The organism is Nocardia miyunensis NBRC 108239, from assembly GCF_001613065.1.
Classification (GTDB): Bacteria; Actinomycetota; Actinomycetes; order Mycobacteriales; family Mycobacteriaceae; genus Nocardia; species Nocardia miyunensis.
Genome location: NZ_BDBQ01000031.1, coordinates 61,877 through 84,463, shown reverse-complemented (window position 1 = coordinate 84,463; position 22,587 = coordinate 61,877). Strand labels below are relative to the sequence as shown.

Genomic DNA, 22,587 nt, shown 5'->3' with positions numbered 1-22,587 from the left:
CGTCAAACTGTCAGGAACTTATCGTTCGGTTCCCGATGTCACCAGGTGCGGCAGCGGTTGTCGCGGTGACCGTTGCGGTCGTTGTTGTTGTTGTGCCAGTTGCCGTGGCGGTCGCAGTGCCGGTCGATGCCCTTGGGGGCGCCGCCGCCGCGCCAGTCGTTCGAGTCGGGCTGCGGCTGCTGGTGGGCGGGAGTCACCACCTCCGCGAGTGCGGGGGCGGCGAGGGGGGCGCTCAACATCGCGCCCACTGCGACCGCGGCGAACGCGCGTCCGATTATCTTGCGCTGCATTGTGACTCACTTTCAGTCAGCCGAACCGGCGGCGGCCTGTCCGACCGCCGGGGGAACTGCAGATCCTCATAAAACGCATCGGATCTGTACCGCAGCCTTGCTGAGAAGGCAAACAAAAGTTACGCAAGCGTCAAAAATTTTACAATAGGAATTGTTTTGAAAGTACCCGATGTTCGTATTTGTCCGTATTTACGTCTTACGGACTTTCTGCTCTAGTCTGGAACGATCTTCGCCGGTGCGGTACGCATCGCAGCAGCAAGCCCTTCGAGATGATCGGCCCCGGCAACCCGTGAGCTCGCGGCGTGACCGGTGCCGATCCAGTCAGTGCACCGTGCTCAGGCAGACGACCATCTCCTCCGGTTTGGAGTAGGTGAGGTACTTGGTGGCGGAGTTGCTGCAGCCGCTGTCGTTGGTGGTGTTGTGCAGCACGTTCGTGACGCGGTAGTTCGCCTCGGCGCTGTCGCAGGTCACCTTCACGGTGTTGTCGTACTGCTTGTCGAGGCAGTCGCCCTCGTCGACGTTCAGTTGCAGGCACAGGTTGTAGCCGCCGGAACCGGTCTGCCAGACGCTCGCGTAATTGCCGTCGGGGCAGGTCGAGGTGCTCTTGTCCTGACGTTCGGCGACCTTGTAGTTGGCGTCCATGCTGCTGCAGTCGGTGATGTCGACCTTGGGGTCGTTGGTGGTGCCCCCGACCTTGACGCACTGGCCGACCTGGGCCTTCTCCGCATCGGGTTTGGTGACCTGATGGCAGCCCCAGCTGACGAGGTAGATCAAGCCGACCACGACCACGAGTCCGATCAGGGAACCGAGTCCGGACTTGAGCCGACGGCCGATACCCGCCGCACCCGCACCGAGTCCGGAGGCCGCCCCGCCGCCCCAGGACGGCGGCTGCCCGCCCGGGGTGAGCATCGGTCCCTGTGGATAGGCGTTCGGGTCGTAGCCCGGCTGCCCCGGAACCGGTTGTCCCTGTGGATAACCTGCTTGACCCTGACCGAAGCCCTGCTGTCCCGCCTGGGGATAACCCGACTGAGGCGTCTGTTGCAGATGCGTGGTCGGATCCGCTGCGGACTGTCCCTGCGGCAAGTAGGCCGTCTGGTCCGGCGACTGCCCTTGTTGCAGGTAAGCTCCCTGCTCCGGTGACTGCCCCTGCATCGGATAACCGGGTTGTTGTCCCCAGCCCGGCATGGATTGCCCCTGCGGCATCTGCGCGGTCGGGTCGGCCCCCTGGGGATATCCCGTCTGCCCCGGAACCGACTGGCCCGCCTGTGGATAACCAGCGGGCTGTCCCTGCTGTGGATAACCTGCCTGCCCCGGAATCGGCTGCCCCTGCTGTGGATATCCATACTGCCCCTGCGGATATCCGGGCTGTAGCTGTGGCTTACCGGTCCAGTCCTGCGGGTTCCCGGACTGTCCCGACGGGTTGTCCGACGGTCCCGGCGGGGGTTGCGGTTGCATTCGTGATGTCCTTATGGTCTGTCGTCTACCAGGGGTGCGAGATTCCCGCGGCCCGGCACCCTCGCGTGCCACCGCCACACCCCGTCGGCCGCTGAGAACCGCCGTGTGAACACCAATCCGCACCCGACAACCGCCGCCTGCACAGTGCTCCCCCAACGTTCCTCGACACGACCGCCGAAACGTTACCGTCGCACCACAGTGGTTGCCAGTGAGAAGAGTCCTCGGAGCGCGCGGCCCGAGCTACCGATCATGATCGACCGTGGTCGTCGGTCGGTAATGCCAACCACCCAGCACACACCGGAGCAACTGCCGGGTGGTTGGCAACGCGATAGCATCGCTCGCCGTGAACCGGATTCAGACCTCGTGGAATTGCTGAGATCGGCTCGATGGGGTCATTGCGGAGCAAATTGCGGAGATCCGCGGACGGAGCATTTCTGGTGTTGTGGCGGAGATTCCGGTATGCGGCGGCGCCGCGTTGCCGCGTCTCGAGGGGATTCTCGGCCGAGTTCGCCAGCATCGCGCTGGAGGCTGCCGCCCGGATCCGTTGGCGTGAAACAACTCCCCGGTACGCCGCTGGGCGAACTGGTGCTCAGCTACCCGGATACTCCGTCGCTTCGTGCGACGCGTGCTGAGCGGAATTCTGGCGTTACCTGTCGGCCGTGCGCCTCGAGTCGAGTCGAAGGAACTGGGCCGAATGGGTCGTCGTTCAGTCGGATTCGGTTGCGGTGCGGACTGTTCGGCGCTGATCTGTGAGCGGTCCGGTTCATCAGCTTAGGTAATGACGGCCGGTGCTGCGTGTGACAGTGCGCCGCGTTGCGCTCGGTTCTGGTTGGGGGCGTACGCGATCGAGCGTTCCGCGTGCGGTGCCCTGCGCCATCGGACGTACGCGATGGTATCGATTCATGTTGTGGCACAGAACTTTCCATAGCGCAAAAGCGTGAGCGCTGGGCCGGTGCGATGGCCCGGCCCAGCGTCGAACGAGATCGATGTACAGCGGAAGCGGGAGTCGAATCCGCTCCCGATCCGCACCTCTACCTGACGGTTCGCTGCAGAATGTTGTTGCCCAGCTCGCGGGTGAACAGCGGCACCCGGTCGGGGGCGGCTCCGGGGATGACGTCGTCGAAGTCGCTGGTCTGGTAGTCGAGATTCTGCTGCGGCATCCCGGGTTCGGCGACCACGTATTTCATGGGCCGCATCGGCCAGGAACCGACCTCGTCGAGGGCGGCGATCTCCTGCATGGTCGGTTCGGTGCTGTAGTAGGACACCATGCACTCGGTCTGGTGGTCTATCCGTTGGGATTCGAACCTCGCCAGGCTGTAGCGCAGCAGCAGGGCGCCGCGGCCGATGGCGCAGATCGTGAGCGGGTTGCTGCTGAGCCGCTCGGCGATCGTGCGCATGATCACCTCGGCGAAAGTGCGGTAGCCCTCCTCGAGAGTCCTGCTGACGCTCGGCGACACCAGGATCAGGTCGAGGCGGGCGTCTTTGAGCGCGGCGCGGAACGAATAGCCCGGGTCGTCGATGTCCTGGGCGAAGGCGGCGGGTTCCACCGGCCCTTCCGCGGGATCGCCGATCAGGACGAACGGGCGGACGATACGGTCGCGGGAGGGGAATACCGCCGCGGAACCGAACGGAAGCTGCCATTGCATGACTGGTGCGACACTGGTCATTCGTCGAACTCCTCACATTGGTTTGGAAGAACCGGGAGAGAAGAACCAGCGAACAGCCCATCTGCGTATACGACCGATCGGAAACGGGATGTCGATCTGCAGGGGCCGATTCCAGTATTCCGCATATTCGGCTTGGCGCAACGATTTTCTCGGCGAGGGGGTCGAGCATGGCACACGCCCCGGTGAGCGAGGTCTGCGACGGGTCTGACGGCCTCGGTGAGCGGGCCGATCACGCCGCACCGGCACGATGCCGGGTAGCGCTGTGGGATTTCACAAAAATTTCCGATGTCGCCCCACGGGTGGGGACTATACGCAGTCGAAATGGGGCTGCTCTGGCGATTTCGCCTCTCACGGACCGTTCGGCATGTAACGATGTGCCTGTTTTTGGCAGTGCTGCAGTATGGGAGAACAGCCCGTGGTCGGGGTGGGTACGGCGATACCGCGTGCGATCGGGCTGATCGCACTGCTGTCGCTCGTCGTCATCGCGTTGCGCGGCTATCTGCCGGGTGGTGACGGGCCGCATGTGGGCTCGCCGCCGTCGGTGATCGCCGTGGCGTTGATGCCGGTGCTGTCGCTGGTGTCGATCGTGATTCTGCTGGCGGGTGTGATCACCAGTCAGCATCGGCTGCCGCTGGCCCTGCCCGACGCGCATCCGGATCGGGTGCGGCGGCCGGTGCGCAAGCGTCGGCTGGGGTTGTACCTGGTGGTCTCGCTCGCGGTCATCGCGGTGCTCGGTGCGCTGTTCTGGGCGATCTATCAGCTGAGCGTGGTGCATCCCGCGTCACCGGCGCAGAGTCCGAGCGCGCAACCGTCCACGGCGCAGCCGTCCACCACCGCGCCGCCGTCGCCGGGACCGACCGTCGAATCGCCGCTCAGCGCGGACGCCATGATCGTCATCGGGGTGTCCGCGGGCGCGCTGATCCTCACGGCGATCGTCGGATTGATCGTGGTCGGGGTGGGCACTCGCCGTCGTGTGCACGCACCGGCGGCCGAGGCCGAGTCCGCGCCGGCGCAGGAGGCGGTCTCGCTGGCGCAGGTCGCCGAGATGGGCCTGGCCGCGATGATCGCCTCCGGGAAGGAACCGCGGGAGGCCATCATCGCTTGCTACGTCGCCATGGAAAGCGGCCTGGCCCGCGCGCGCGAGGTGGCCCCGCTGATCTCCGACACCCCCTCGGAGGTGCTGGCCCGCGCCTTCGACCGCGGCGTCCTGCGCGACGCCTCGGCACGTGAGCTGGTCATCCTGTTCGAGGAGGCGCGATTCAGCCCGCATTCGATGCTGGAGTGGCAGCGTATGCGTGCGGAACAGTTGCTGCGTATCGTGCTGGGCGACCTGCAGAGGGCCGAATCATGACCGGGATGTCCGAGTGGGGACGCGGGGCGGTCGTGGGTGGATCGATCGCGTTGATCCTGCTGATCGAGGCGGTCGGGTACGACAATCAACGTGCGCTGCTACCGGTGCTGACGGGGGTGCTGGTGTTGTGCGCGGTGGGAATGCTGGTGCGGTCGCTGGCCGAACGGACGAAGTCCGACGGTCCCGCCGACCCGGCGGACAGTGATATCGAGAACGGGCCGGCGGAGATGTTGTTCCGCTGGCGGGCCCGCGCGGAGATGCTCGTCGACCGAGCCGACGGCAGCCGCGCGGACTGGGATCGGCATCTGCGGCCGTTGCTGGCCAAGGAGTTCGAATTGTCGAGCGGACATCGCATCGCCAAGGACCGGCGGGCCACCGAGGCCGCGGGCCGGTTGCAATTCGGGCCGGAATTGTGGCGCTGGGTGGATCCGGCCGATTCTCAACTGCGCGATGACAATTCGCGTGCACCGGGACGCGCCGCGCTGGACGAGATCCTGCGCCGGCTTCAGGAAATGTGAATAAAGGGTTGGAAACACGTGCGGATTCAGTCATGACGAAACCTTTGGACGCGACCGTCAAGCGCACCGACGCCGTGTTGCGCGAGGTGTCGCGGGTCGTGGTCGGCAAGCAGGACGAATTGCAGCTGATCATGATCGCGGTGCTGGCGGGCGGACACGTCCTGATCGAGGATCTACCCGGGCTGGGCAAGACGCTCATCGCCCGATCCTTCGCCGCGGCACTGGGTTTGAACTTCACCCGCGTGCAGTTCACCCCCGACCTGCTACCGGCGGACCTGATCGGTTCGACGATCTACGACATGAATTCGGGCCGGTTCAACTTCCGCAAGGGGCCGGTCTTCGCGAATATGCTGCTGGCCGACGAGATCAACCGGACGCCGCCCAAGACCCAGGCCGCGCTGCTCGAGGCGATGGCCGAGGGACAGGTCAGCATCGACGGCGAAACCTTCCCGCTGCCACAGCCTTTCATCGTGCTGGCCACCGATAATCCGATCGAGTACGAGGGCACCTATCCGCTGCCCGAGGCTCAGCTGGACCGCTTCGCGCTGCAACTGCGTCTGGGATATCTGTCCGAGGAGGACGAGACCCAGATGATCCGCCGCCGCCTCGAACGCGGTTCGGTCCAACCGCAGGTCGGGCAGGTGGTGGATGCGGCCGGACTGCTGGAGATGCGCAATGCGGTCGAATTCGTCACGGTGCATCCGGATGTGGTCGGTTATGTGGTCTCGCTGGCCGCGGCGACCCGCAGCCATCCGCAGGTGGAGGTCGGCGCGAGTCCGCGTGCGGAGTTGGATCTGATCCAGATGGCCCGCGCCCGCGCGCTGTTGCAGAGCCGGGACTACGTCATTCCGGAAGATGTGAAAGCCCTTGCCGTTCCGGCGATGTCGCACCGCATCACATTGCGTCCGGAGATGTGGGTGCGGCGCATCCGCGGCGAGGACGTGATCGCCGAATTGCTTCGCCGCCTGCGGGTCCCGCGGGCGACGGGGGCATGAGCGCGACCGTGCAGCGCGGGTCCGGCCCACCGCGCGCCGGGCTCGCGACCGGGGAGTGCCTATGAGACACCGGGATTCGAGCTCGGCGACCGAGGCCGAACTACGCTGGCGGCCCGCCGCCCTGGTCTACATGCTCGCCGTGGCGGGCGGTATGGCGCTCGCGGCGGCGGTGATACTGGGCCGCTGGCAACTGGTGGTCTTCGCCGCGCCCATGCTCGGCGTGCTGGCCAGCGCGCCGATTCAGCTGGCGCGCACCAAGGTTCAGGTCGATGGCGGAGGCGTACTGCGCTGCTTCGAAGGTGAGGAGGTGGTGCTGTCCGCGGCGGCCTTCGTCGAGGAGGGACACGCGCTGCTGCGTTGCAAGCCCGAACAGCTCGACGGTATGGAACTGCGCGTGGAGAAGTCGGTGGACTCGGGGACCGCACCGGCCGGATTGCGGATGGCATTGTCGGCCGCGCGCTGGGGACGCTATCCGATGCGGATCCGCGTGACGGCGTTGAGTCCGGCCGGGCTGGCCACCGCCGCGGTGAGCCTGCCCGCCGGGCAGGTGTACGTGTATCCGATCGCCGATCCGCAGCCGATGCGGTTGCCGCGCACCGAATATCCCGAGCGGATCGGCACCCATCTGACCCGTCGTCACGGTCCCGGCGTGGAGTACGCCGACATTCGCGCGTATACGCCAGGTGATCCGCTGCGCACGGTGAACTGGTCGGTGAGCGCGCGTCGCGGCAGGCTGCACGTCACCGAGCGGCTCACCAACCGCGCCGCGGATGTGGTTGTGCTGCTGGACAATTCGTTGCAGGCTCCGGGCCCAGCGTCGGATTCGCTGGAGTTGTCGGTGCGTGGGGCCGCGCAGGTGGCCCAGACCGCGTTGCAGGCGGGCGATCGCACCGCGGTGGTCTGCCTGGGGCAGTCGCCGCGCTGGCTGCGGGCCGATATCGGGCGACGGCAGTTCTACCGCATCGTCGACACCGTGCTCGATGTGGGCGACGAGCACATATCCACCTCCGGGTCGCTGGTTCCGCACGCCGCGGTGCCGATCGGTGCGATCGTGGTGGCGTTCTCGACGATGCTGGACACCGAATTCGCCCTGGCGCTGATCGATCTGCGCAAACGCGGACATGTCGTGGTGGTCGTGGATGTGTTGCGCGGCACGCCATTTCGCCAGGATCTGGATCCGACGATGGCGCGCATGTGGCAGTTGGAGCGGATGGCGATGTACCGGGATATGGGCACGGTCGGGGTAGACATCGTGGCCTGGTCCGAGGGCACCCGGCTGGATCAGGTGATGCGGTTGATTCCGGAGCGCCGACGACTGGTGCGGGTGCGGCGATGACCAGATTCCTCGCGGTGCTGTCCGGGCTGCTGCTGATCACGGCGGTGGGAATCGTCATGCCCTGGCTCGCCATCGCGGCCGGGGTGCTGGTGGTCGCGGGGTGGTGGTCGCGAGTCTGCGCGGTGGGTGCGGTTCTGGTCGCCCTCGGCGCGCTGGGCTGGGCCGATTCCGGTGCGCTCGCCGCGGCCGCGACGGGGCTGGTGGCCACCACCTATCTGCTCAATACCGCCACGGTGTCCGCGCCGGTCGGGGTGGTTCCGACGACGCTGCCGTCGGTGGCGGGCGCGGTATGCTTCGCCGCCGTGGCGGTCATCGCGACCGAGATTCCCGCGCGGCTGGAATGGGTGCCGCTGGCCGCGCCGGTGCTGGCGGTGCTGGTGTTCGCACTGGTGATCCGGGGTGTTGCCGCGCGCACGGACGAGTGAGCCGGTGGTCATTACCCGGTTCTGCCTGCGGTGATGCTCGGCACAATTATGTCACGGTAACTACTACAGCTTGTAGTCTGTTGGCATGTGGATCATCCCCGTTGTCGCCGTTGTCTGCGCCGTCGCGATCGGCGGCCTGTTCACGACGGGCTTCCCGAAGGACTGAATCCCGGTCGAGAGTGATCGGCGAATCCCGCCGTCGCGACCGGTCGGTGTGTGCCCCGCGTCCGTGAACGGGCATCGCCCGGCCTCTCGATGAAACGGGTATCCTCTTGTCCCAGTGGGGATCTCGGTGATATATCTCATGGGTCCGATAAGGCCAGAGCCATCGAGACCCATCGAGCCGACAGCCTTGCCGCTGATGTGTACGCCGAGCGTTTCGTGCGGGCCGCCGGGGTCTCCTCGACGTGGCCGACCCATCCGGCGCAGGTGCCCGATGGTGACTCGAATCCCTTGTGGGGCAGGTTCGCTCGGTACTTCGGCCTGCGCACCAGGGTCTTCGACGACTTCCTCGTCGAGCGGGCGCAGGCCGGTACGCGGCAGATCGTTCTGCTCGCGGCCGGTCTCGATACGCGCGCCTTCCGGCTCGATTGGCCTGCGGGACAGGTGATCTACGAAATCGACCGCGCCGGTGTCCTGGCCTTCAAACACGAAGTGCTCGAAGCCGTCGCGGCCGCCCCGACCACGACGCGGCATCCGATCGCGGCCGATCTCGGCGCGGACTGGGCCGAATCCCTGCTGCGGGCCGGTTTCGACCCGACCGTGCCGACCGCCTGGCTGGTGGAGGGTGTGCTGTTCTACCTACCCGCGGCCGTCGAACAGAACCTCTTCGAGACCCTCGATTGGCTCAGCGTCGAGTCGAGTCGAGTGCTCTTCGAGATCAAGCCCGGCGTCGAATCTCCCGAAGTCCGAAGCAGTTCCATCTATGCCGCGACCGAACAGCAGCTGGATATCGACCTGCCCGACCTGTTCGATCACGATCTGCGCCCGGACTCCACGGGGTATCTGACCGAACGCGGTTGGTCCACCGAGACCCGCACGCCTTTCGATTTCGCTCACCTGAACTCCGGTCTTTCACCCGAACCGAACGACGCGCTGGCGACCAACCGCTGGGTGTTCGCCCGGAAACTCGGTCGGGAATCCGTCGATCAGCCTGCGTGACCGACGGGTTCGTCTGGAGGCCCGCGCCATCGGAACGTCCCGGAAGAACTCCCCGCGTCGAATTCCGAAGGTGTGCTTCGAGTTCAGCGGAAGGCGGAGCAACCGGTCACGGCCTGTCCGATCACCAACTGGTGGATCTCCGAGGTGCCCTCGTAGGTCAGCACCGACTCCAGATTGGAAGCATGGCGCAGGATCGGATATTCGAGACTGATGCCATTGGCTCCCAACAGGGTTCGGCATTCGCGAGCGATCTTCAGTGCCTCGCGGACATTGTTCAGTTTGCCGACGCTGACCTGTTCCGAGCGCAACGTCCCGGCATCCTTGCGGTTGGCCAGATGCAGGGCCAGCAGCATGCCCTTACCCAGTTCGACGGTCATATCGGCCAATTTCAGCTGGGTGGCCTGATAGGCGGCGAGCGGTTTGCCGAAGATGTCCCGGTCGCGGGTGTAGGCGATGGCCGTCTCGAGGCAGTCGCGCGCGGCGCCGAGCGCGCCGAAGACGATGCCGAAACGCGCCTCGTTCAGGCACGACAGCGGCCCGGACAGGCCGCGCGCCTCGGGTAGCATCGCCGAGGCCGGCAGCCGGACTCCGTCCAGGATCAGCTCACTGGTCACCGAGGCCCGCAGCGACAGTTTGTTCTTGATCTCCGGTGCGGTGAAACCCGGTGTCTCCGTGGGGACTACGAAGCCGCGGACCTTGTCCTCGGTCTGCGCCCACACCACCGCGACGTCGGCGACCGATCCGTTGGTGATCCACATCTTGGCGCCGTTGAGAATCCAGTCGTCCCCGTCACGGCGGGCGTTGGTGCGCATATCGGCCGGGTTGGAACCGAAATCGGGTTCGGTGAGCCCGAAGCAGCCGATCGCCTCGCCCGCGGCCATCCGCGGCAGCCACTCGTCCTTCTGCTCGGGGGAGCCCCACCGATGGATCGCGAACATCGCCAGCGAGCCCTGCACCGAGACCAGGCTGCGCAGCCCCGAATCGGCGGCCTCGAGTTCCAGGCAGGCCAGCCCGTAGGCGAGCGCACTGGTCCCGGCGCATCCGTAGCCGTCCAGATGCATACCCAGGACACCGAGTTTGCCCAGCTCCCTTGCCAATTCGCGAGCCGGGATGCTCGCCGACTCGTACCATCGCGCCAGCTGCGGTCGCAGCCGATCGGCGGTGAACGCGCGCACGGTGTCGCGGATCGCGCGATCCTCCTCGCCGATCAGTTCTTCGACGTCGAACAGGCCGAGCGGGGTCTGCGGGGTTGGCATGGGATGTCCTTTCACAGGGGGGTCCGGCGGGTCACAGGAATGCGCTGACGCCGGTCTCGGCGCGTCCGATGAGCAGTTTCTGAATCTGGCTGGTGCCCTCGTAGAGGGTCATCACCCGGGCGTCACGCAGGTATTTCTGGACCGGATACTCGTCGATGTAGCCGTAGCCGCCGAAGATCTGGATTGCGCTGTTCGCCGCGCGCACGGCGGCCTCGCTGGCGAAGTACTTCGCCTTGGACGCGGCCGTGCCGAACGGCTCACCGCGTTCGATGAGATCCGCTGCGCGCCAGACCAACAGCCGTGCGGCGTCCAATTCCACCGAGATATCGGCGATCATGTCCTGGATCAGCTGGAACGAGGCCAACGGCCGGCCGAACTGCTGTCGCTGCGTCGCGTAATCCACCACCGTGTCCAGACATCCGGAGATGATCCCGACACATCCGGCGCCGACGGAAACGCGGCCCTTGTCCAGTGAATGCATGGCGATGGCGAACCCCTGGCCCTCTTCGCCGAGCCGGGCCGAGGCCGGGACGCGCACGTCGGTCAGATATATCTCGCCAGTCGCCTGCCCGCGCAGCCCCAATTTCCCCTTGATCTCCCTGGTTTCGAATCCGGGGGTCGCGGTGGGCACGAGGAACGCGGAGACGCCCTTCGGCCCGGGGCCGCCGGTTCTGGCGAAGACGAGGCACACATCGGCCCAGGTTGCGTTGGTGATGAACATCTTCTGGCCGTTGAGCACGTACTCGTCGCCCTCGCGGCTGGCGCGGGTCTTCAAATTCCCAGCGTCCGAACCGGTGTCGGGTTCGGTGAGACCGAAGCAGGCAAGCACCGATCCGTCGGCGATCCGCGGCAGCCAGCGCATCTTCTGCTCCTCGGTGCCGTGCGACAGGATTACCTTGCCCACCAGTCCCATCGACACCGAGACGATGCCGCGCACCGCCGAATCGGCGCGGCCGAGTTCCTCCATGCCGATGCAGTAGGTGATGTAGTCGCCGCCGAGTCCGCCGTACTCCTCGGGGATGGTCAGGCCGAAGAAGCCGATCTCACCCAGTTTCGGGACGATCGAGATGTCCACGCTCTCGGCGCGATCCCAGGCGGCGCGCTGGGAAACCACCTCCTTGTCCAGGAATTGCCTTGCGTAACTGCGAAATTCGAGTTGAGCTTCGGTGAGGGTCAGGTCCATGGTCACTCCTGGGGGCGGGGGCGGGCGGATGCGGTGCCGTCGGAGGCGTAGTCGTACCAGCCGCGGCCGGTCTTGCGGCCCAGCTCGCCGCGCTCGACGAGCAGCCGGACGCTGCGGCTGGGCGCGTCGCGCGGATCGCCCGAGGCGTCGAAACGCGCTGTCTTGGTGAGATATCCGATGTCGATGCCGGTCAGGTCCATGAGTTCGAATGGCCCCATCGGATAGCCGAGCGCCGTACGGCAGACGGTGTCGATCGCCTCGACGGTCGCGATATCGCCTTCGAGCAGGGCGATCGCCTCGTCTCGCACGGCGTTGAGGATCCGGTTGGCGATGAAGCCCGGAATCTCGCGGTCGAGCACCACCGGGGTCTTGCCCAGGAGTTCGGCCAGCTGCACCGATGCGGTCACCGTCGCATCGGAAGTCTGTGGCCCACGGACGATTTCGACACATCGCATGATCAGCGCCGGATTGAAGAAGTGCAGATTGCAGACCCGGTCGGGGCGGCCGGTGGCATCGGCGAGTTCGGAGGGCACGAAGCCGGAGGAATTGCTGGCCAGGATGGCGTGCTCGGGAACCAGGCGATCCAGGCGCGCGAACAGCTCCCGCTTGACGTCGAGTTTCTCCACCGCCGCTTCGATGACGTAGTCCACGTGCGGCGCGCACTCGTCGAGGTCGGCGGTGTAGGTGAGCCGGTCCAGCGCGGCGTGCGCGTCGGTCTCGGTGACGCGTCCCTTGCGGACGCGCGAGGCCAGCAGGTCGGTCAGTTCCGACCGCGCCTTGATGAGACGGTCGTCGTCGATGTCGCAGAGCACGGCGTCGTATCCGGCCAGGGCCGCGGTCAGGGCTATCTGGGAGCCCATGGCGCCCGCGCCCACGACGAGAATGCGAGAGATCATGGTCAGCTCCCCGTGAATGCGGCGGGGCGCTTGGCCAGAAACGCTTGTGCGCCTTCGCGTTTGTCGTCGCTGGTGTAGAGCAGTGCCTGAGCCAATCGCTCGACGACGAGTCCGGTGCGCTGATCGGCGTCCATGCCGGTGCGGATGACCAGTTTGGCCAGCCGCACGGCCAGCGGACCGCGCTGGAGGATGCCGTGCGCGGTCTCCCGCGCCGCGGCGACCGGATCGTCGGTGACCGCGGTGACCAGGCCGATCGAATGCGCCTCAGTGGCATCGACCATGCGGCCGGTGAGGATCAATTCGATGGCACGGCCCACCCCGACCAGACGGCCCATCCGCTGCGTTCCGCCCGCGCCCGGCAGCACCGACAGCATCGTCTCGGGCAAGCCGAATTTCGCTGTGGGCGAGGCGATCCGGATATCACAGGCGATGGCCAGTTCACAGCCGCCGCCGAGGGCGTAGCCGTTGACCGCGGCGATGGTCGGCTTCTCGAACGCCTCGATCTCGTCGTAGAGGCGCTGCATCTCCGCGGCCAGCCCGGTGTGCAGGGTGTAGTCGCGCAGCTGGGTGATATCGGCTCCGGCGGCGAACGCGCGGTCACCCGCTCCGGTGAACACCACCGCACCCACCCCCGGATCGTCGCGGAACTCCGCGAGCGCGGCCCGCACATCGGCCTGGACCTGCCGGTTGATGGCATTGCGCACGTCGGGGCGATTGAGGGTGAGCACCGCGACGCCGTCGGCGACGTCGGTGCGCACGGTGTCGTATTTCATCGAGAGTCCTTGCTGGTCAACAGAATTCGTGGAGGATGTGCGCTCAGGCCGGATTCGGTGAGTACGGGCGGGCCGATGTGGTGATGGTCCTGCTGCCGCGTCCGGCAGTGGCGATGGTGCTCGGGTGCAGCCTGCTGGCCACCTGCGCGTGCTCGGCGGTGGGCCCGGACGATCTGCCCTCGGTTCGCGGCGGCGTCGGGGCGGGCTATCAGCTCGGGATGCAGTTCGCCGGCACCATCCGCCGAGCGCGAGCGGGGGCACGTGGTGTCCCGCCGCGTCCGCCGCGAGCCTCGATCTGCTGGTGCTGTGTCGATGGGGCGTGAGCAGGGGCCTGTGTCCTGTTGCTTCGTTCCCGCCTGCGGCCTCGACCTGCTGGTGCCGTATTCATCGCGGATGAGCTGGGGTTCGGGTGGTGACGCTTCTTGTGCCGCCTGCGGTCCCGGCCCGCTCATGCGGGATCCCCGATGTGAGCGCGCAGCTGGAATTTCTGAATTTTGCCGCTGGCGGTGCGGGGTAATTCCGGCAGAATCACTAGCCGCTCGGGCCAATACTGTTTGGCTACGCCCTTGCCCGACAGGAAGGTGCGCAAGCCCTCGAAATTCAGTTCGGCCGCACCGGGTTTGAGCACCAGGCAGGCGCAGGCGCGCTCTTGCAGCCGGGGATCGGGTACGCCGACGACGGCGACGGCCTCGACGTCCGGGTGCTCGTACAGCACGTTCTCCACGTAGGCGACCGGTATGTTCTCGCCGCCGCGAATGATCATGTCCTTGGTGCGGCCCGCGATGCGCAGATAGCCCTCGGCGTCGATGCTGCCCAGGTCGCCGGTGTCGAACCAGTCGCCGTCGAAGCATTCCCGGGTCAGTTCCTCCCGGTCGGCGTAGCCGACGAACAGGAACGGACCGGTCACCTGCAACCGGCCTTCCTCGCCCGAGGGGAGTTCGGTCCCGTCGAGGTCGACGACCCGGATCCGCATACCCGGCCACGGATAGCCGTCGGTATCGATGATCTTGTCCTCCGGATCACCCGGAATACCCAGCGTGACCAGTGCGTCCTCGGTCTGTCCCCAACCGCCGAGCACGACCGTGCCCGGCAGCACGCGGCGCGCCTCGCGCACGATCGCCCGCGGGATGGGCGCGCCCATACAGCAGAATCGACGCAGCGAGGACATGTCGCGGTCCGCCGGGATCGGTGCGGCCAGCAGGTCGTGCAGGAACGGTGTGGCGCCCGAGGTGTAGGTGATGCCGTGCTCGGCGACGAGTTCGGTGAATCGTTCCGCGTCCCAGACGTCCTGGAGCACACAGGTCGCCCCGTTCTGCACGGGAAGCCTTGCGCCGTAGAGGAATCCGGTGAGATGGGCCAGCGTCGAGGCCATGTGGAACACGGAGTCGGCGGTGATGCCCAATCGCTCGGGCAGCGGATCGTTGGCGGCGACGGCCGTATTGTGGGTGTGCATAACCCCTTTGGGCTCGCCGGTGGTGCCGGAGGTGAAGATCAGCAACGTCACCGCGTTCGGATCGGGCCGCAGCGTCGCGAGTTCGGCCGGATCGCGGCGCTGCTCCCACGGTGTGCTCATGAATTCTTCCCACGAAGATCCCACGGCCAGAACATGTTTCAGGTCCGGCAGCTCCGTCCTGATGTGTTCCACCATGGCCGGATAGTCGAATCCCCGGAACTCCTCCGGGACGACGAGCACCTTCGATTTCGCCATCCCGACCATGAATCCGACCTCGCGCTCGCGATAGATCGGAATCAGCGGATTGCTGATCGCGCCGATGCGGCTCGCGGCGAAATGCGTCACCACCCATTCGATCCGGTTGGGCAGTTGGAAGGACACCACGTCACCGGGGCGCACGCCCAGTTCCAGCAGGCCGAGTGCGCAGCGGTCGACCTCGGATCGCAACTCCGCGTAGGTGATTCGGCGTTGCGAGTCGATGAACGCGGTCTTGTCCGGGGTATGCGCGGCGGCCTCGTCGAGATAATCGGTGATGAGCCGATTGCTCCAGTAGCCCTCGCGGGTGTAGCGGTCGATCTGCTCGGCGGTGAGGATCGTCGCGAAAGTCATGGCGAACTCCGGTTCAGCTCATGGTGAGGCCGCCGCTGACGCTGACGGTCTGGCCGGTGACGTAGGCGGCCTCGTCGGAGGCGAAGAAGGCGACCACATTGGCGAGGTCGCTGGGCTGGGCGAGGCGGCGGAACGGGATCGCCTTGGTCAGCGCCTCGCGCAGGCGCGGATCGTCGCCGCCGATGGAGGCGAACAGCGCGGTATCGGTCGGGCCCGGGCATACCGCATTGGCGTTGACCTGATACCGGGCCATCTCGCGCGCAACGGATTTGGTGAAGGAGATGACCCCGCCCTTGGCCGCGGAATAGACGGCCTCGCCCGAGGAACCGACGCGTCCGGCGTCCGAGGCCACGTTGACCACCGTGCCGGATTTCTGTTCGGCCATGACCGGGAGCACGGCCTTGCAGGTGTTCAGCACCCCGTACAGATTGATCTGGATGACCCGGTCCCAATCGGCCCGATCGGAATCGACGAAGGGCGCGGCCTTGTCCCAGCCGGCGTTGTTGACCAGCACATCGATGCGGCCGAACTGTTGCCGGACCTGGTCGGCCATCGCCTGAACCGATTCGGGCGCGGTCACGTCGGCGCGCAGTCCGACCGCGCGTGCGCCCAGGGCGGCGGCGGTTTCCTTCGCCGTGTTCTCGTTGATGTCGGCGATGACCACCGTCGCGCCCTCGGCGTAGAGCTTCTCGACGATACCGCGGCCGATGCCCTGTCCGGCGCCGGTCACGATGGCGATCTTGTCCTCGAGTGTGCCCATGGCGGAATTCCTTTCGCTGTGATTCAGGGGGCGAAGCTGCGGCCCAGCAGGTTTCGGGCGATGACGAGCTTGGAGACCTGCGCGGTGCCGTCGCCGATCTCGAGTCCGATGACGTCGCGCATGCGCTGCCCGATCGGGCTCTCACTGGAGTAGGCCAGATGCCCGAAGGTCAGCAGGCACTGGTGGATGACCTCGGCGGCCAGCTTGGGGGCCCAGAACTTGGCCATGGCCGCCTCGGTGCTGTGCTCGAGACCGTTGTCCTTGCGCCACAACGCCTCATAGCAGACGTGCCGCGCGCCGCGCAGATACGTCGCGTACTCCGCGAGCGGGAAGGACACCCCCTGGAAGGTGCCGATCGGGTTGCCGAAGGTCTTGCGGTCGCGCGCCCACTGCAACGCCTCGTCGAGCGAGACCTGCGCCGCGCCCAGGCAGGCCAGACCGATGACCGCGCGTGAGTAGTCGAAGCCCTGCATCACCGAGATGAAGCCCTGCCCCGGCTCCCCGACCAGACGGTCGCGGCCGACCGGAAGACCGTCGAAATGCAGTGTGGCCCTGCCGATCGCGCGGCTGCCCAGATCGTCGAACGCGGCCCGCGAGACGTACCGATCGTCCAGATCCACCCAGAACGCGCTGACTCCGCGCGCCCCCGGACCGCCCGTGCGGGCCAGGACCAGTGCCTTGTGTGCGGACATCCCAAGGGTGATCGAGGTCTTCTCGCCGGTGATCCGCCACCCATCGCCGTCGGGCTCGGCCCTGGTCTCGAGTGCGGCGGCGTCGGTGCCGTGTTCGGGTTCGGTGATGCAGAAGGCGGGAACCACTGCGCCCGAGGCGATCTCGGGCAGCCAGGCGGCCTGCTGCTCCTCGCTGGCGTTGCGGGCGAGAATGTCGCTGACCAGGGCGTTGACGATGATCAGGTAGGTGGCGTTGAAGTCACCCCGGGCGACCTCTTCGGCGGCCATGCCCGCGATCACCGCGCTGGCGTCCTGGCCGCCGTGCCGCTCCGGGATGCGCAAACCCGTCAGTCCCATGCGGGCCATATCGGCGACCAGTTCCGGCCGCAGCTTCGCCGCCTTGTCGTCGGCCTGGTAGTGCGGGGCCAGGACCTTGGCGGCGAAGCGCCGCAACTCCTGCCGGTACGCCTCGACCTCGTCGTCGAATGTGAAGTCCATGATCAGTAGTGCCAGTCGACGTGCGAGTTGAAATCCGGCTTGCGCTTCTCGGCGAAGGCCTTCGCGCCCTCGAGTCCCTCGGGCGACGCGGTGAACAGATCCAGCGCCGACATGGCCAGGTTGGACAGGCCCGCCTGGTGGTCGGTGTCGGCGTTGAACGACTGCTTGAGGAAGCGCAGCGCGGTCGGGCTCTTCTCGGCGACCTCGTTGGCCCAGCTCAGCGCGGTCTCGCGCAGCTGGTCGGCCGGTACGACGGCGTTGACCAGGCCCATCCGCTCGGCCTCGACGGCGCTGTACTGGCGGCACCAGAACCAGATCTCGCGGGCCCGCTTCTCGCCGACCACGCGGGCGAGGTAGGCGGTGCCGAATCCGGCGTCGAACGAGCCGACCTTGGGGCCGGCCTGGCCGAACCGGGCGGTCTCGCTGGCGATGGACACGTCGCACAGCACGTGCAGCACGTGCCCGCCGCCCACCGCGATGCCGTTCACCGCGGCGATCACCGGCTTGGGGATGTCGCGAATGAGCTTGTGCAGGTTGCCGATCTCGAACATGCCGCTCTCGGTCGGGCCGTAGTCGCCGGTCTCCGCCCGCTGCTTGACGTCGCCGCCGGTGCAGAACGCCTTCTCGCCCGCGCCGGTGAGGATCACCGCCTGCACCTGCCGGTCCGCCCAGGCGGCGCGGAACGCCTTGATGAGCTCCTCGACCGTCTTGCCGCGGAACGCGTTGTACCGCTCCGGCCGGTTGATCGTGATGATCGCCGCAGGTCCCTCGACCTCGTAGCGGATGTCGTCGTATGTGGTCATCGCCAGCTCCTCCTCGTTGTTTGACCATGCTGACAAACTTTGACTATAGAGTCAATAATTGAATTTGAGGTCAAACCGGTACTCTCGGGTCGAGTCCGCCGGGAGAGCACAGAGAGGGGAGCGCGATGACTTCGGCTCAGACCGACGCGCAGGCGAGCCCGGCATCCGGCCGGGTGCAGCGCAAACGCGGCCGCCGGATCCAGGAGATCCTCGCGGCGGCGGCGGAGCTGTTCGGCGAGCGGGGCTACGACGCGGTCAGCCTCGAGGATGTCGCCGAACGTCTCGACGTCACGAAAGGCTCGCTGTACTACTACTTTTCGAGTAAGGAAGAACTCGGCACCGCGGCGATCGAGACGCTCGGCAACGAGTGGACCGACCGCCTCGAAGCGCACCTCGCGGCCACCGAGGGCACGCCCACGACGCGGCTGAGCGCCCTGATTCACGAACACATCACCATCGCCGTGCGTGACTATCCGGCCGCCCTGCGTCTGTTCCTGATGCCCCGTGAATGGCCCGACGCCCAGCGCGAACGCATCAAGGACATGCGTCAACGTCACGACCAGCTGTTCCGCCGGCTCGTGGAGGCCGGGGTCGCCTCGGGCGAATTCACCGTCACCGGGATCGACACGGCCTTGCAGTGCATGCACGCTGCGATGAGCCAGGCCCCGCTGTGGTGCGCGAGCCTGACCGGCAAGGCTCAGCAGCGCGCGGTCGACGAACTCACCGACACCCTGATGATGCTGGTCGGGATCACTCCCGCGAGGGCGTGACCGTGTCCTCGCTGATTTGTGCTGTGGCGCAAGAGTTCCTGTCGGTGGCGGCGTGAGCGGCGTCCGGTGCGGATTTGACGAGAGTGAACTGCATGACGTCGAGCAATCCGCGGCGGAATCGGTCGGCGGCGCCGCTTAGATATGTCACGTAGCGGTTGTAGACGGATTCGTCGGTGAGGCTGATCGCCTCGTCGCGATGGTCCTGTAGTCCTCGGGTCCAACGGTCCAGCGTGTACGCGTAGTGCGGTTGGAGGGATTGGATCCGCGCGACGGTGAAACCGGCGGCGGTGGCACCGTTCGTGATGTCGGCCGGTTGCGGAAGTTGCCCGCCGGGGAAGATGTGACGCCTGATGAATACGTGGAAACGGGCGTCGTCCCGGGTCACCTCGATGTTCATGCGCCGAAGATCCGCCAGGGAATAGCCGATGATGCTGTGCAGCAGCAGTCGCCCGTCCTCGGGCAGCAGGTCCCGGCAGCGGCGGAAGAATTCGTCGTATCGTGCGCGGCGGAAATGCTCGAACGCGCCGATGCTGACGATGCGGTCCACCGGGTGATCGAATTCCTCCCAGCCTTGTAGCCGCACCTGTGCCTCGGCGAGTCCACGGCGGCGGATATCGGCCGCGACGTATTCGAACTGATTACGGCTCAGCGTGAGGCCGATGGCACGCACCCGGTGCAGCTGCACCGCGCGTCGTAGCGCCGAACCCCAGCCGCATCCGATGTCCAGCAGGGTCATGCCCGGCCGCAGGTCCAGCTTGCCCAGTGCGAGATCGATCTTCGCCTGCTGGGCCTGCTCGAGCGTCATGCCCTCCCGCACGAAGTAGGCGCAGCTGTAGGTCATGGAAGGATCCAGGAACAAGCGATAGAAGTCGTCGGAAACGTCGTAGTGTGCTTGGACGTCCCGGTAGAACGGTGCGAGTTCGGCCACGATGACCACCTCCGTATGGACCTGCAACAGTCACGAAGAGCCGACCCGCAGGGTTCATTCCCGTGGACGACAACCACCGGATGATTTCGTCGGGAACGATCGGCTCCGTCGGTTACTCGAAATTCAGTTCTTCCGTGTGCGCAGACCGTCGAGCAGCACGCGGGTCAAGTGATCGTCGGCGCGGGCGTCGCAGCGGCAGACCGCCACGTGGAGCACTCCCACCACCTCCGTCGGCGGCACGTCGGCGCGCAGGTCGCCCTCGCGTTGCGCGTCCGCCGCTATCTCGGCGATCAGGCTCTTGATCTCGGCTTCCAACTCGGGCAATTCATGGCGGTCCGGATGGCCGGTGATCAGGTGCGTAATCAACGGTAGCGGCTTGGCCACGCAGTAGTCCACGACCCGCAGCAGCGCTTCCCATGCCGGGGCCCGGCCGACTTCCGCGCGCGTGGCCTCCAGCAGTTGCCGCAGCGTGTCGACCGCGATGTCCTCCAATAGGGCGCGCCGGTCCGGGAAGTGCCGGTACAGCGTGCCGACGCCAAGTCCGGCCTCCCGCGCGATGTCCTCCATCGACACGGCTTCGCCCCGCTCGTTGGCCAGCCGGAGGGCGGCGCTGGTGATCGCCGCCCGGTTGCGCTGTGCGTCCGCCCGCACTGACACCTCCCAGTAAGCGGAATCTCTGATTCATCTTATGCTAGCGTCGTGAAAGCGGAATATTGAATTCACCTTTGGAGGAATCATGCGGATCGGTCTGTACGTCGGAGACCAGAGTGATCTCCAGTCCCAGATCGGGCAGGCACGTGCGGCGGCGGAATATGGGCTGGCCAGCGTGTTCTTCAACCAGGTACTGGCGTGGGACCCGCTTACCGTCGCGGCGCTCGCCGGAGCGGCCGTGCCGGAGATCGAGCTGGGCACCGCCATCGTGCATACCTACCCGCGCCACCCGATCTCGCTGGCCGGGCAGGCTCTCACGGTGGCGGCCGCAACCGGTAACCGGTTCACCCTGGGTGTCGGGCCGAGTCACCAGCAATTCATCGAGGGCGTCTACGGGCTGTCCTATGACCGCCCCGCTCGCCACACGCGCGAGTATCTGACCGCGCTACGCGCCGAACTCTCGGGTGCCGGCCACGTCCAGGTCCCGGGCGCGCGGCCTCCCTCGGTGCTGCTGTCCGCGCTCGGTCCGGTGATGCTTCGCATCGCGGGTGAACTCGCCGACGGCACGGTCACGGTGTGGGCGACACCGCAGACGATCGCCGATCACATCCGGCCCGGGATCGATGCCGTGGCGAAGGATCCACGTGTCGTCGCGGGGGTGATGGTGAGCGTGACTTCCAGGCCGAACGCCGTGCGCGACGAGGTCGCCGCCGCGCTCGGCTTCGCTTCGGACTTCGCCACTTACCGAACGCTGCTGGACCGTCAGGGCCAGAAGAACGTCGCGGAGACGGTCGTCGCAGGGAACGAGGACACCGTCGCCGCCGCGATCCGTGCGTATGCGGACGCGGGCGCGACCGAAGTGCTGGTCAGCGTCGCCGGGGACGACACCGAGAAGGCCAGGACACTGAAACTGGCTGGGGAACTGGCCAACTCCCTGTAGGAACCATCGTGTGGTGCGTGGCCCGACTGGCACAGCCCAGCAGCGCGCGGTCGCCGAACAGGACAGCACCCTCATGACCCTGGTCGTGATCAATCCCGAGAAAGAGTGAATCGTTCCCGGCGGAATCGATCCGCGATAGTCTGGCCCGCGGCATCGTTCAAGCCGTCGCCGAAGGGGAGTCGATGATCGACCGCGCGGATGGCTACCTGGAAGCGGCTCGTTCGGTGGCCGGGCTGCTCGCCGATCCGGCGGTCGCCGCAGCCTGGGATGAGCCGAGCGCGTTGGCGGAGTTCAGTGTTCACGGGTTGGCCGGACATCTGGCATTGCAGGTCTCGCACGTATCGCGGGTGCTCGAGACGGGCGCGTCGGCCTAGGAGCCGGTATCGGCCGCCGAATTCTTCAGCCGTGCGGCATCTTTCGACAACGATGTGGATGACGAGAGCAACGTTCGTATCCGGCGGTTCGGCGAAGCGGCAGCGGCGGACGGCGTGCGGGCCTTGATCGAGCGAATCGAATCGGTGCTGCCGGTGCAGCGTGCGGCCCTGTCGGATGAGCCCGCCGATCGCGTGATTTCGTTCGTCGGAATCCCGTTGCTGCTCAACGATTTCCTGCTGACGCGCCTGGTCGAGTTCGTCGTCCACAGCGACGATCTGGCGGTGAGCGTAGGCATCCGGACACCGCTTTCCCACCACGGATCTTCGAACCCGTACTCGATCTGCTGTCCCGCCTGGCCGTCACCCGCCACGGGCAATCCGCCGTCCTGAGCGCACTCACCCGCGCCGAACGCGCTCCGGTGACGATCGCCGCATTCTGAGTGCTCACGATACTGCCGCCGCACGCGAGGAGAAGCAATCCGCCGACTCGGTTGTGATCCTCCAGTTCGCCAGCAGGGCAACGCTGTTCACCACACCGCGGTCGCGACCTGCGCCGACGGTGGAGCGCTGAGCCTGGTCGGCGGCCCGCACGGCGGCATCGATCTGATGAGCTGCTTCCCGCGCAACATCACCGTCAGCGGGGGCCTTACCCCGGCTCGCCGCTACCTTCCCCAACTGCTCGCGCAGGTCGTCGCAGGTCGGCTCGACCCGTCCCCGATTTTCGAGGCGACGGTCTCGCTGGCCGACGCCGCCCGGGGATATCAGCTGATGGCCGACCGTCGTGCAGCGAAAGTCCTTGTCCGAGTGTAGGAGTCACCGATGTG

Annotated in this window: 23 protein-coding genes and 1 pseudogene; 11 read left to right on the top strand and 13 right to left on the bottom strand. The window is 66.6% G+C overall.

Annotated elements, in window-relative coordinates; all coding sequences use genetic code 11:
* Positions 1-38: 38 nt before the first annotated feature.
* The 3 genes from NM2_RS13125 to NM2_RS13115 all read right to left on the bottom strand — a co-directional run bounded on the left by NM2_RS13125 (position 39) and on the right by NM2_RS13115 (position 3,412).
* Positions 39-290, bottom strand: a complete 252-nt coding sequence (locus tag NM2_RS13125; RefSeq protein ID WP_067668188.1) for a hypothetical protein — start codon at positions 288-290, stop codon at positions 39-41.
* Between the two features lie 321 nt (positions 291-611).
* Complete coding sequence (locus tag NM2_RS13120) at positions 612-1,745, bottom strand: LppU/SCO3897 family protein (protein WP_157121062.1); 1,134 nt, start codon at positions 1,743-1,745, stop codon at positions 612-614.
* A gap of 1,031 nt (positions 1,746-2,776) precedes the next feature.
* Complete coding sequence (locus NM2_RS13115; RefSeq protein WP_157121061.1) at positions 2,777-3,412, bottom strand: hypothetical protein; 636 nt, start codon at positions 3,410-3,412, stop codon at positions 2,777-2,779.
* Positions 3,413-3,812: 400 nt separating this feature from the next.
* Here NM2_RS13115 and NM2_RS13110 point away from each other — a divergent pair, with 400 nt between their 5' ends.
* From NM2_RS13110 to NM2_RS13085, 6 genes are all read left to right on the top strand, one after another.
* Positions 3,813-4,763: a DUF4129 domain-containing protein gene (locus NM2_RS13110; protein WP_067668183.1), complete on the top strand. Its 951-nt coding sequence runs from the start codon at positions 3,813-3,815 to the stop codon at positions 4,761-4,763.
* Positions 4,764-4,768: 5 nt separating this feature from the next.
* Positions 4,769-5,281 carry a hypothetical protein gene (locus NM2_RS13105; protein ID WP_067668306.1) on the top strand — a complete coding sequence of 171 codons (513 nt, stop codon included), beginning with the start codon at positions 4,769-4,771 and terminating at the stop codon, positions 5,279-5,281.
* A 32-nt stretch (positions 5,282-5,313) separates the two neighbouring features.
* A complete protein-coding gene (locus NM2_RS13100; protein ID WP_067668181.1) occupies positions 5,314-6,276 on the top strand; it encodes an AAA family ATPase in 963 nt (320 codons plus the stop codon).
* A gap of 61 nt (positions 6,277-6,337) precedes the next feature.
* A complete protein-coding gene (locus tag NM2_RS13095) occupies positions 6,338-7,612 on the top strand; it encodes a DUF58 domain-containing protein (RefSeq protein WP_067668179.1) in 1,275 nt (424 codons plus the stop codon).
* On the top strand, positions 7,609-8,037 hold the full coding sequence (locus tag NM2_RS13090; RefSeq protein WP_067668177.1) for a hypothetical protein: 429 nt from the start codon (positions 7,609-7,611) through the stop codon (positions 8,035-8,037). The genes NM2_RS13095 and NM2_RS13090 overlap by 4 nt, the downstream gene beginning before the upstream one ends.
* Before the next feature lie 255 nt (positions 8,038-8,292).
* Positions 8,293-9,198, top strand: coding sequence for an SAM-dependent methyltransferase (locus NM2_RS13085; RefSeq protein WP_084530879.1), 906 nt, complete (start codon positions 8,293-8,295; stop codon positions 9,196-9,198).
* Between the two features lie 83 nt (positions 9,199-9,281).
* On the opposite strand, the gene NM2_RS13080 is transcribed toward NM2_RS13085, so the two are convergent.
* Genes NM2_RS13080 through NM2_RS13065 form a run of 4 tightly spaced genes read right to left on the bottom strand, consistent with a single transcriptional unit; the run spans position 9,282 to position 13,306 of the window.
* Entirely contained in the window at positions 9,282-10,454 is a 1,173-nt protein-coding gene (locus NM2_RS13080) for an acyl-CoA dehydrogenase family protein (protein WP_067668174.1), read from the bottom strand.
* 31 nt (positions 10,455-10,485) lie between these two features.
* Positions 10,486-11,637: an acyl-CoA dehydrogenase family protein gene (locus NM2_RS13075; RefSeq protein WP_067668172.1), complete on the bottom strand. Its 1,152-nt coding sequence runs from the start codon at positions 11,635-11,637 to the stop codon at positions 10,486-10,488.
* Between the two features lie 2 nt (positions 11,638-11,639).
* Entirely contained in the window at positions 11,640-12,533 is an 894-nt protein-coding gene (locus tag NM2_RS13070) for a 3-hydroxyacyl-CoA dehydrogenase family protein (RefSeq protein WP_067668170.1), read from the bottom strand.
* A 2-nt stretch (positions 12,534-12,535) separates the two neighbouring features.
* Positions 12,536-13,306, bottom strand: coding sequence for an enoyl-CoA hydratase/isomerase family protein (locus tag NM2_RS13065; RefSeq protein ID WP_067668168.1), 771 nt, complete (start codon positions 13,304-13,306; stop codon positions 12,536-12,538).
* Positions 13,307-13,341: 35 nt separating this feature from the next.
* On the opposite strand from NM2_RS13065, the gene NM2_RS13060 reads away from it, so the two are divergent.
* Positions 13,342-13,629: a hypothetical protein gene (locus tag NM2_RS13060; protein ID WP_067668166.1), complete on the top strand. Its 288-nt coding sequence runs from the start codon at positions 13,342-13,344 to the stop codon at positions 13,627-13,629.
* Between the two features lie 125 nt (positions 13,630-13,754).
* On the opposite strand, the gene NM2_RS13055 is transcribed toward NM2_RS13060, so the two are convergent.
* From NM2_RS13055 to NM2_RS13040, 4 genes are read right to left on the bottom strand one after another with little or no spacing between them, the layout of a single operon-like run.
* Entirely contained in the window at positions 13,755-15,368 is a 1,614-nt protein-coding gene (locus tag NM2_RS13055) for an AMP-binding protein (RefSeq protein WP_067668163.1), read from the bottom strand.
* Between the two features lie 13 nt (positions 15,369-15,381).
* Positions 15,382-16,128 carry an SDR family NAD(P)-dependent oxidoreductase gene (locus tag NM2_RS13050; protein WP_067668161.1) on the bottom strand — a complete coding sequence of 249 codons (747 nt, stop codon included), beginning with the start codon at positions 16,126-16,128 and terminating at the stop codon, positions 15,382-15,384.
* A 23-nt stretch (positions 16,129-16,151) separates the two neighbouring features.
* Entirely contained in the window at positions 16,152-17,297 is a 1,146-nt protein-coding gene (locus NM2_RS13045) for an acyl-CoA dehydrogenase family protein (RefSeq protein WP_067668159.1), read from the bottom strand.
* Positions 17,298-17,299: 2 nt separating this feature from the next.
* A complete protein-coding gene (locus NM2_RS13040; protein ID WP_067668157.1) occupies positions 17,300-18,100 on the bottom strand; it encodes an enoyl-CoA hydratase-related protein in 801 nt (266 codons plus the stop codon).
* A gap of 125 nt (positions 18,101-18,225) precedes the next feature.
* On the opposite strand from NM2_RS13040, the gene NM2_RS13035 reads away from it, so the two are divergent.
* Positions 18,226-18,870 (top strand): TetR/AcrR family transcriptional regulator, encoded by a 645-nt coding sequence (locus NM2_RS13035; RefSeq protein WP_067668155.1) that lies wholly within the window; start codon positions 18,226-18,228, stop codon positions 18,868-18,870.
* Here the strand turns inward: NM2_RS13035 and NM2_RS13030 are convergent.
* Both NM2_RS13030 and NM2_RS13025 read right to left on the bottom strand, forming a co-directional pair.
* On the bottom strand, positions 18,851-19,798 hold the full coding sequence (locus tag NM2_RS13030; RefSeq protein WP_084530897.1) for a cyclopropane mycolic acid synthase family methyltransferase: 948 nt from the start codon (positions 19,796-19,798) through the stop codon (positions 18,851-18,853). The two genes, NM2_RS13035 and NM2_RS13030, sit on opposite strands and share 20 nt — an antisense overlap.
* A gap of 123 nt (positions 19,799-19,921) precedes the next feature.
* A complete protein-coding gene (locus NM2_RS13025) occupies positions 19,922-20,449 on the bottom strand; it encodes a TetR/AcrR family transcriptional regulator (protein ID WP_067668151.1) in 528 nt (175 codons plus the stop codon).
* An 85-nt stretch (positions 20,450-20,534) separates the two neighbouring features.
* Between NM2_RS13025 and NM2_RS13020 the strand changes: the two genes are divergently transcribed.
* The 3 genes and pseudogenes from NM2_RS13020 to NM2_RS13010 all read left to right on the top strand — a co-directional run bounded on the left by NM2_RS13020 (position 20,535) and on the right by NM2_RS13010 (position 22,573).
* On the top strand, positions 20,535-21,389 hold the full coding sequence (locus NM2_RS13020) for a TIGR03564 family F420-dependent LLM class oxidoreductase (RefSeq protein ID WP_067668149.1): 855 nt from the start codon (positions 20,535-20,537) through the stop codon (positions 21,387-21,389).
* A 182-nt stretch (positions 21,390-21,571) separates the two neighbouring features.
* Positions 21,572-22,153 (top strand): annotated as a pseudogene (locus tag NM2_RS53390) (maleylpyruvate isomerase N-terminal domain-containing protein).
* A 216-nt stretch (positions 22,154-22,369) separates the two neighbouring features.
* Positions 22,370-22,573, top strand: a complete 204-nt coding sequence (locus NM2_RS13010; protein ID WP_067668147.1) for a hypothetical protein — start codon at positions 22,370-22,372, stop codon at positions 22,571-22,573.
* Positions 22,574-22,587 lie beyond the last annotated feature (14 nt).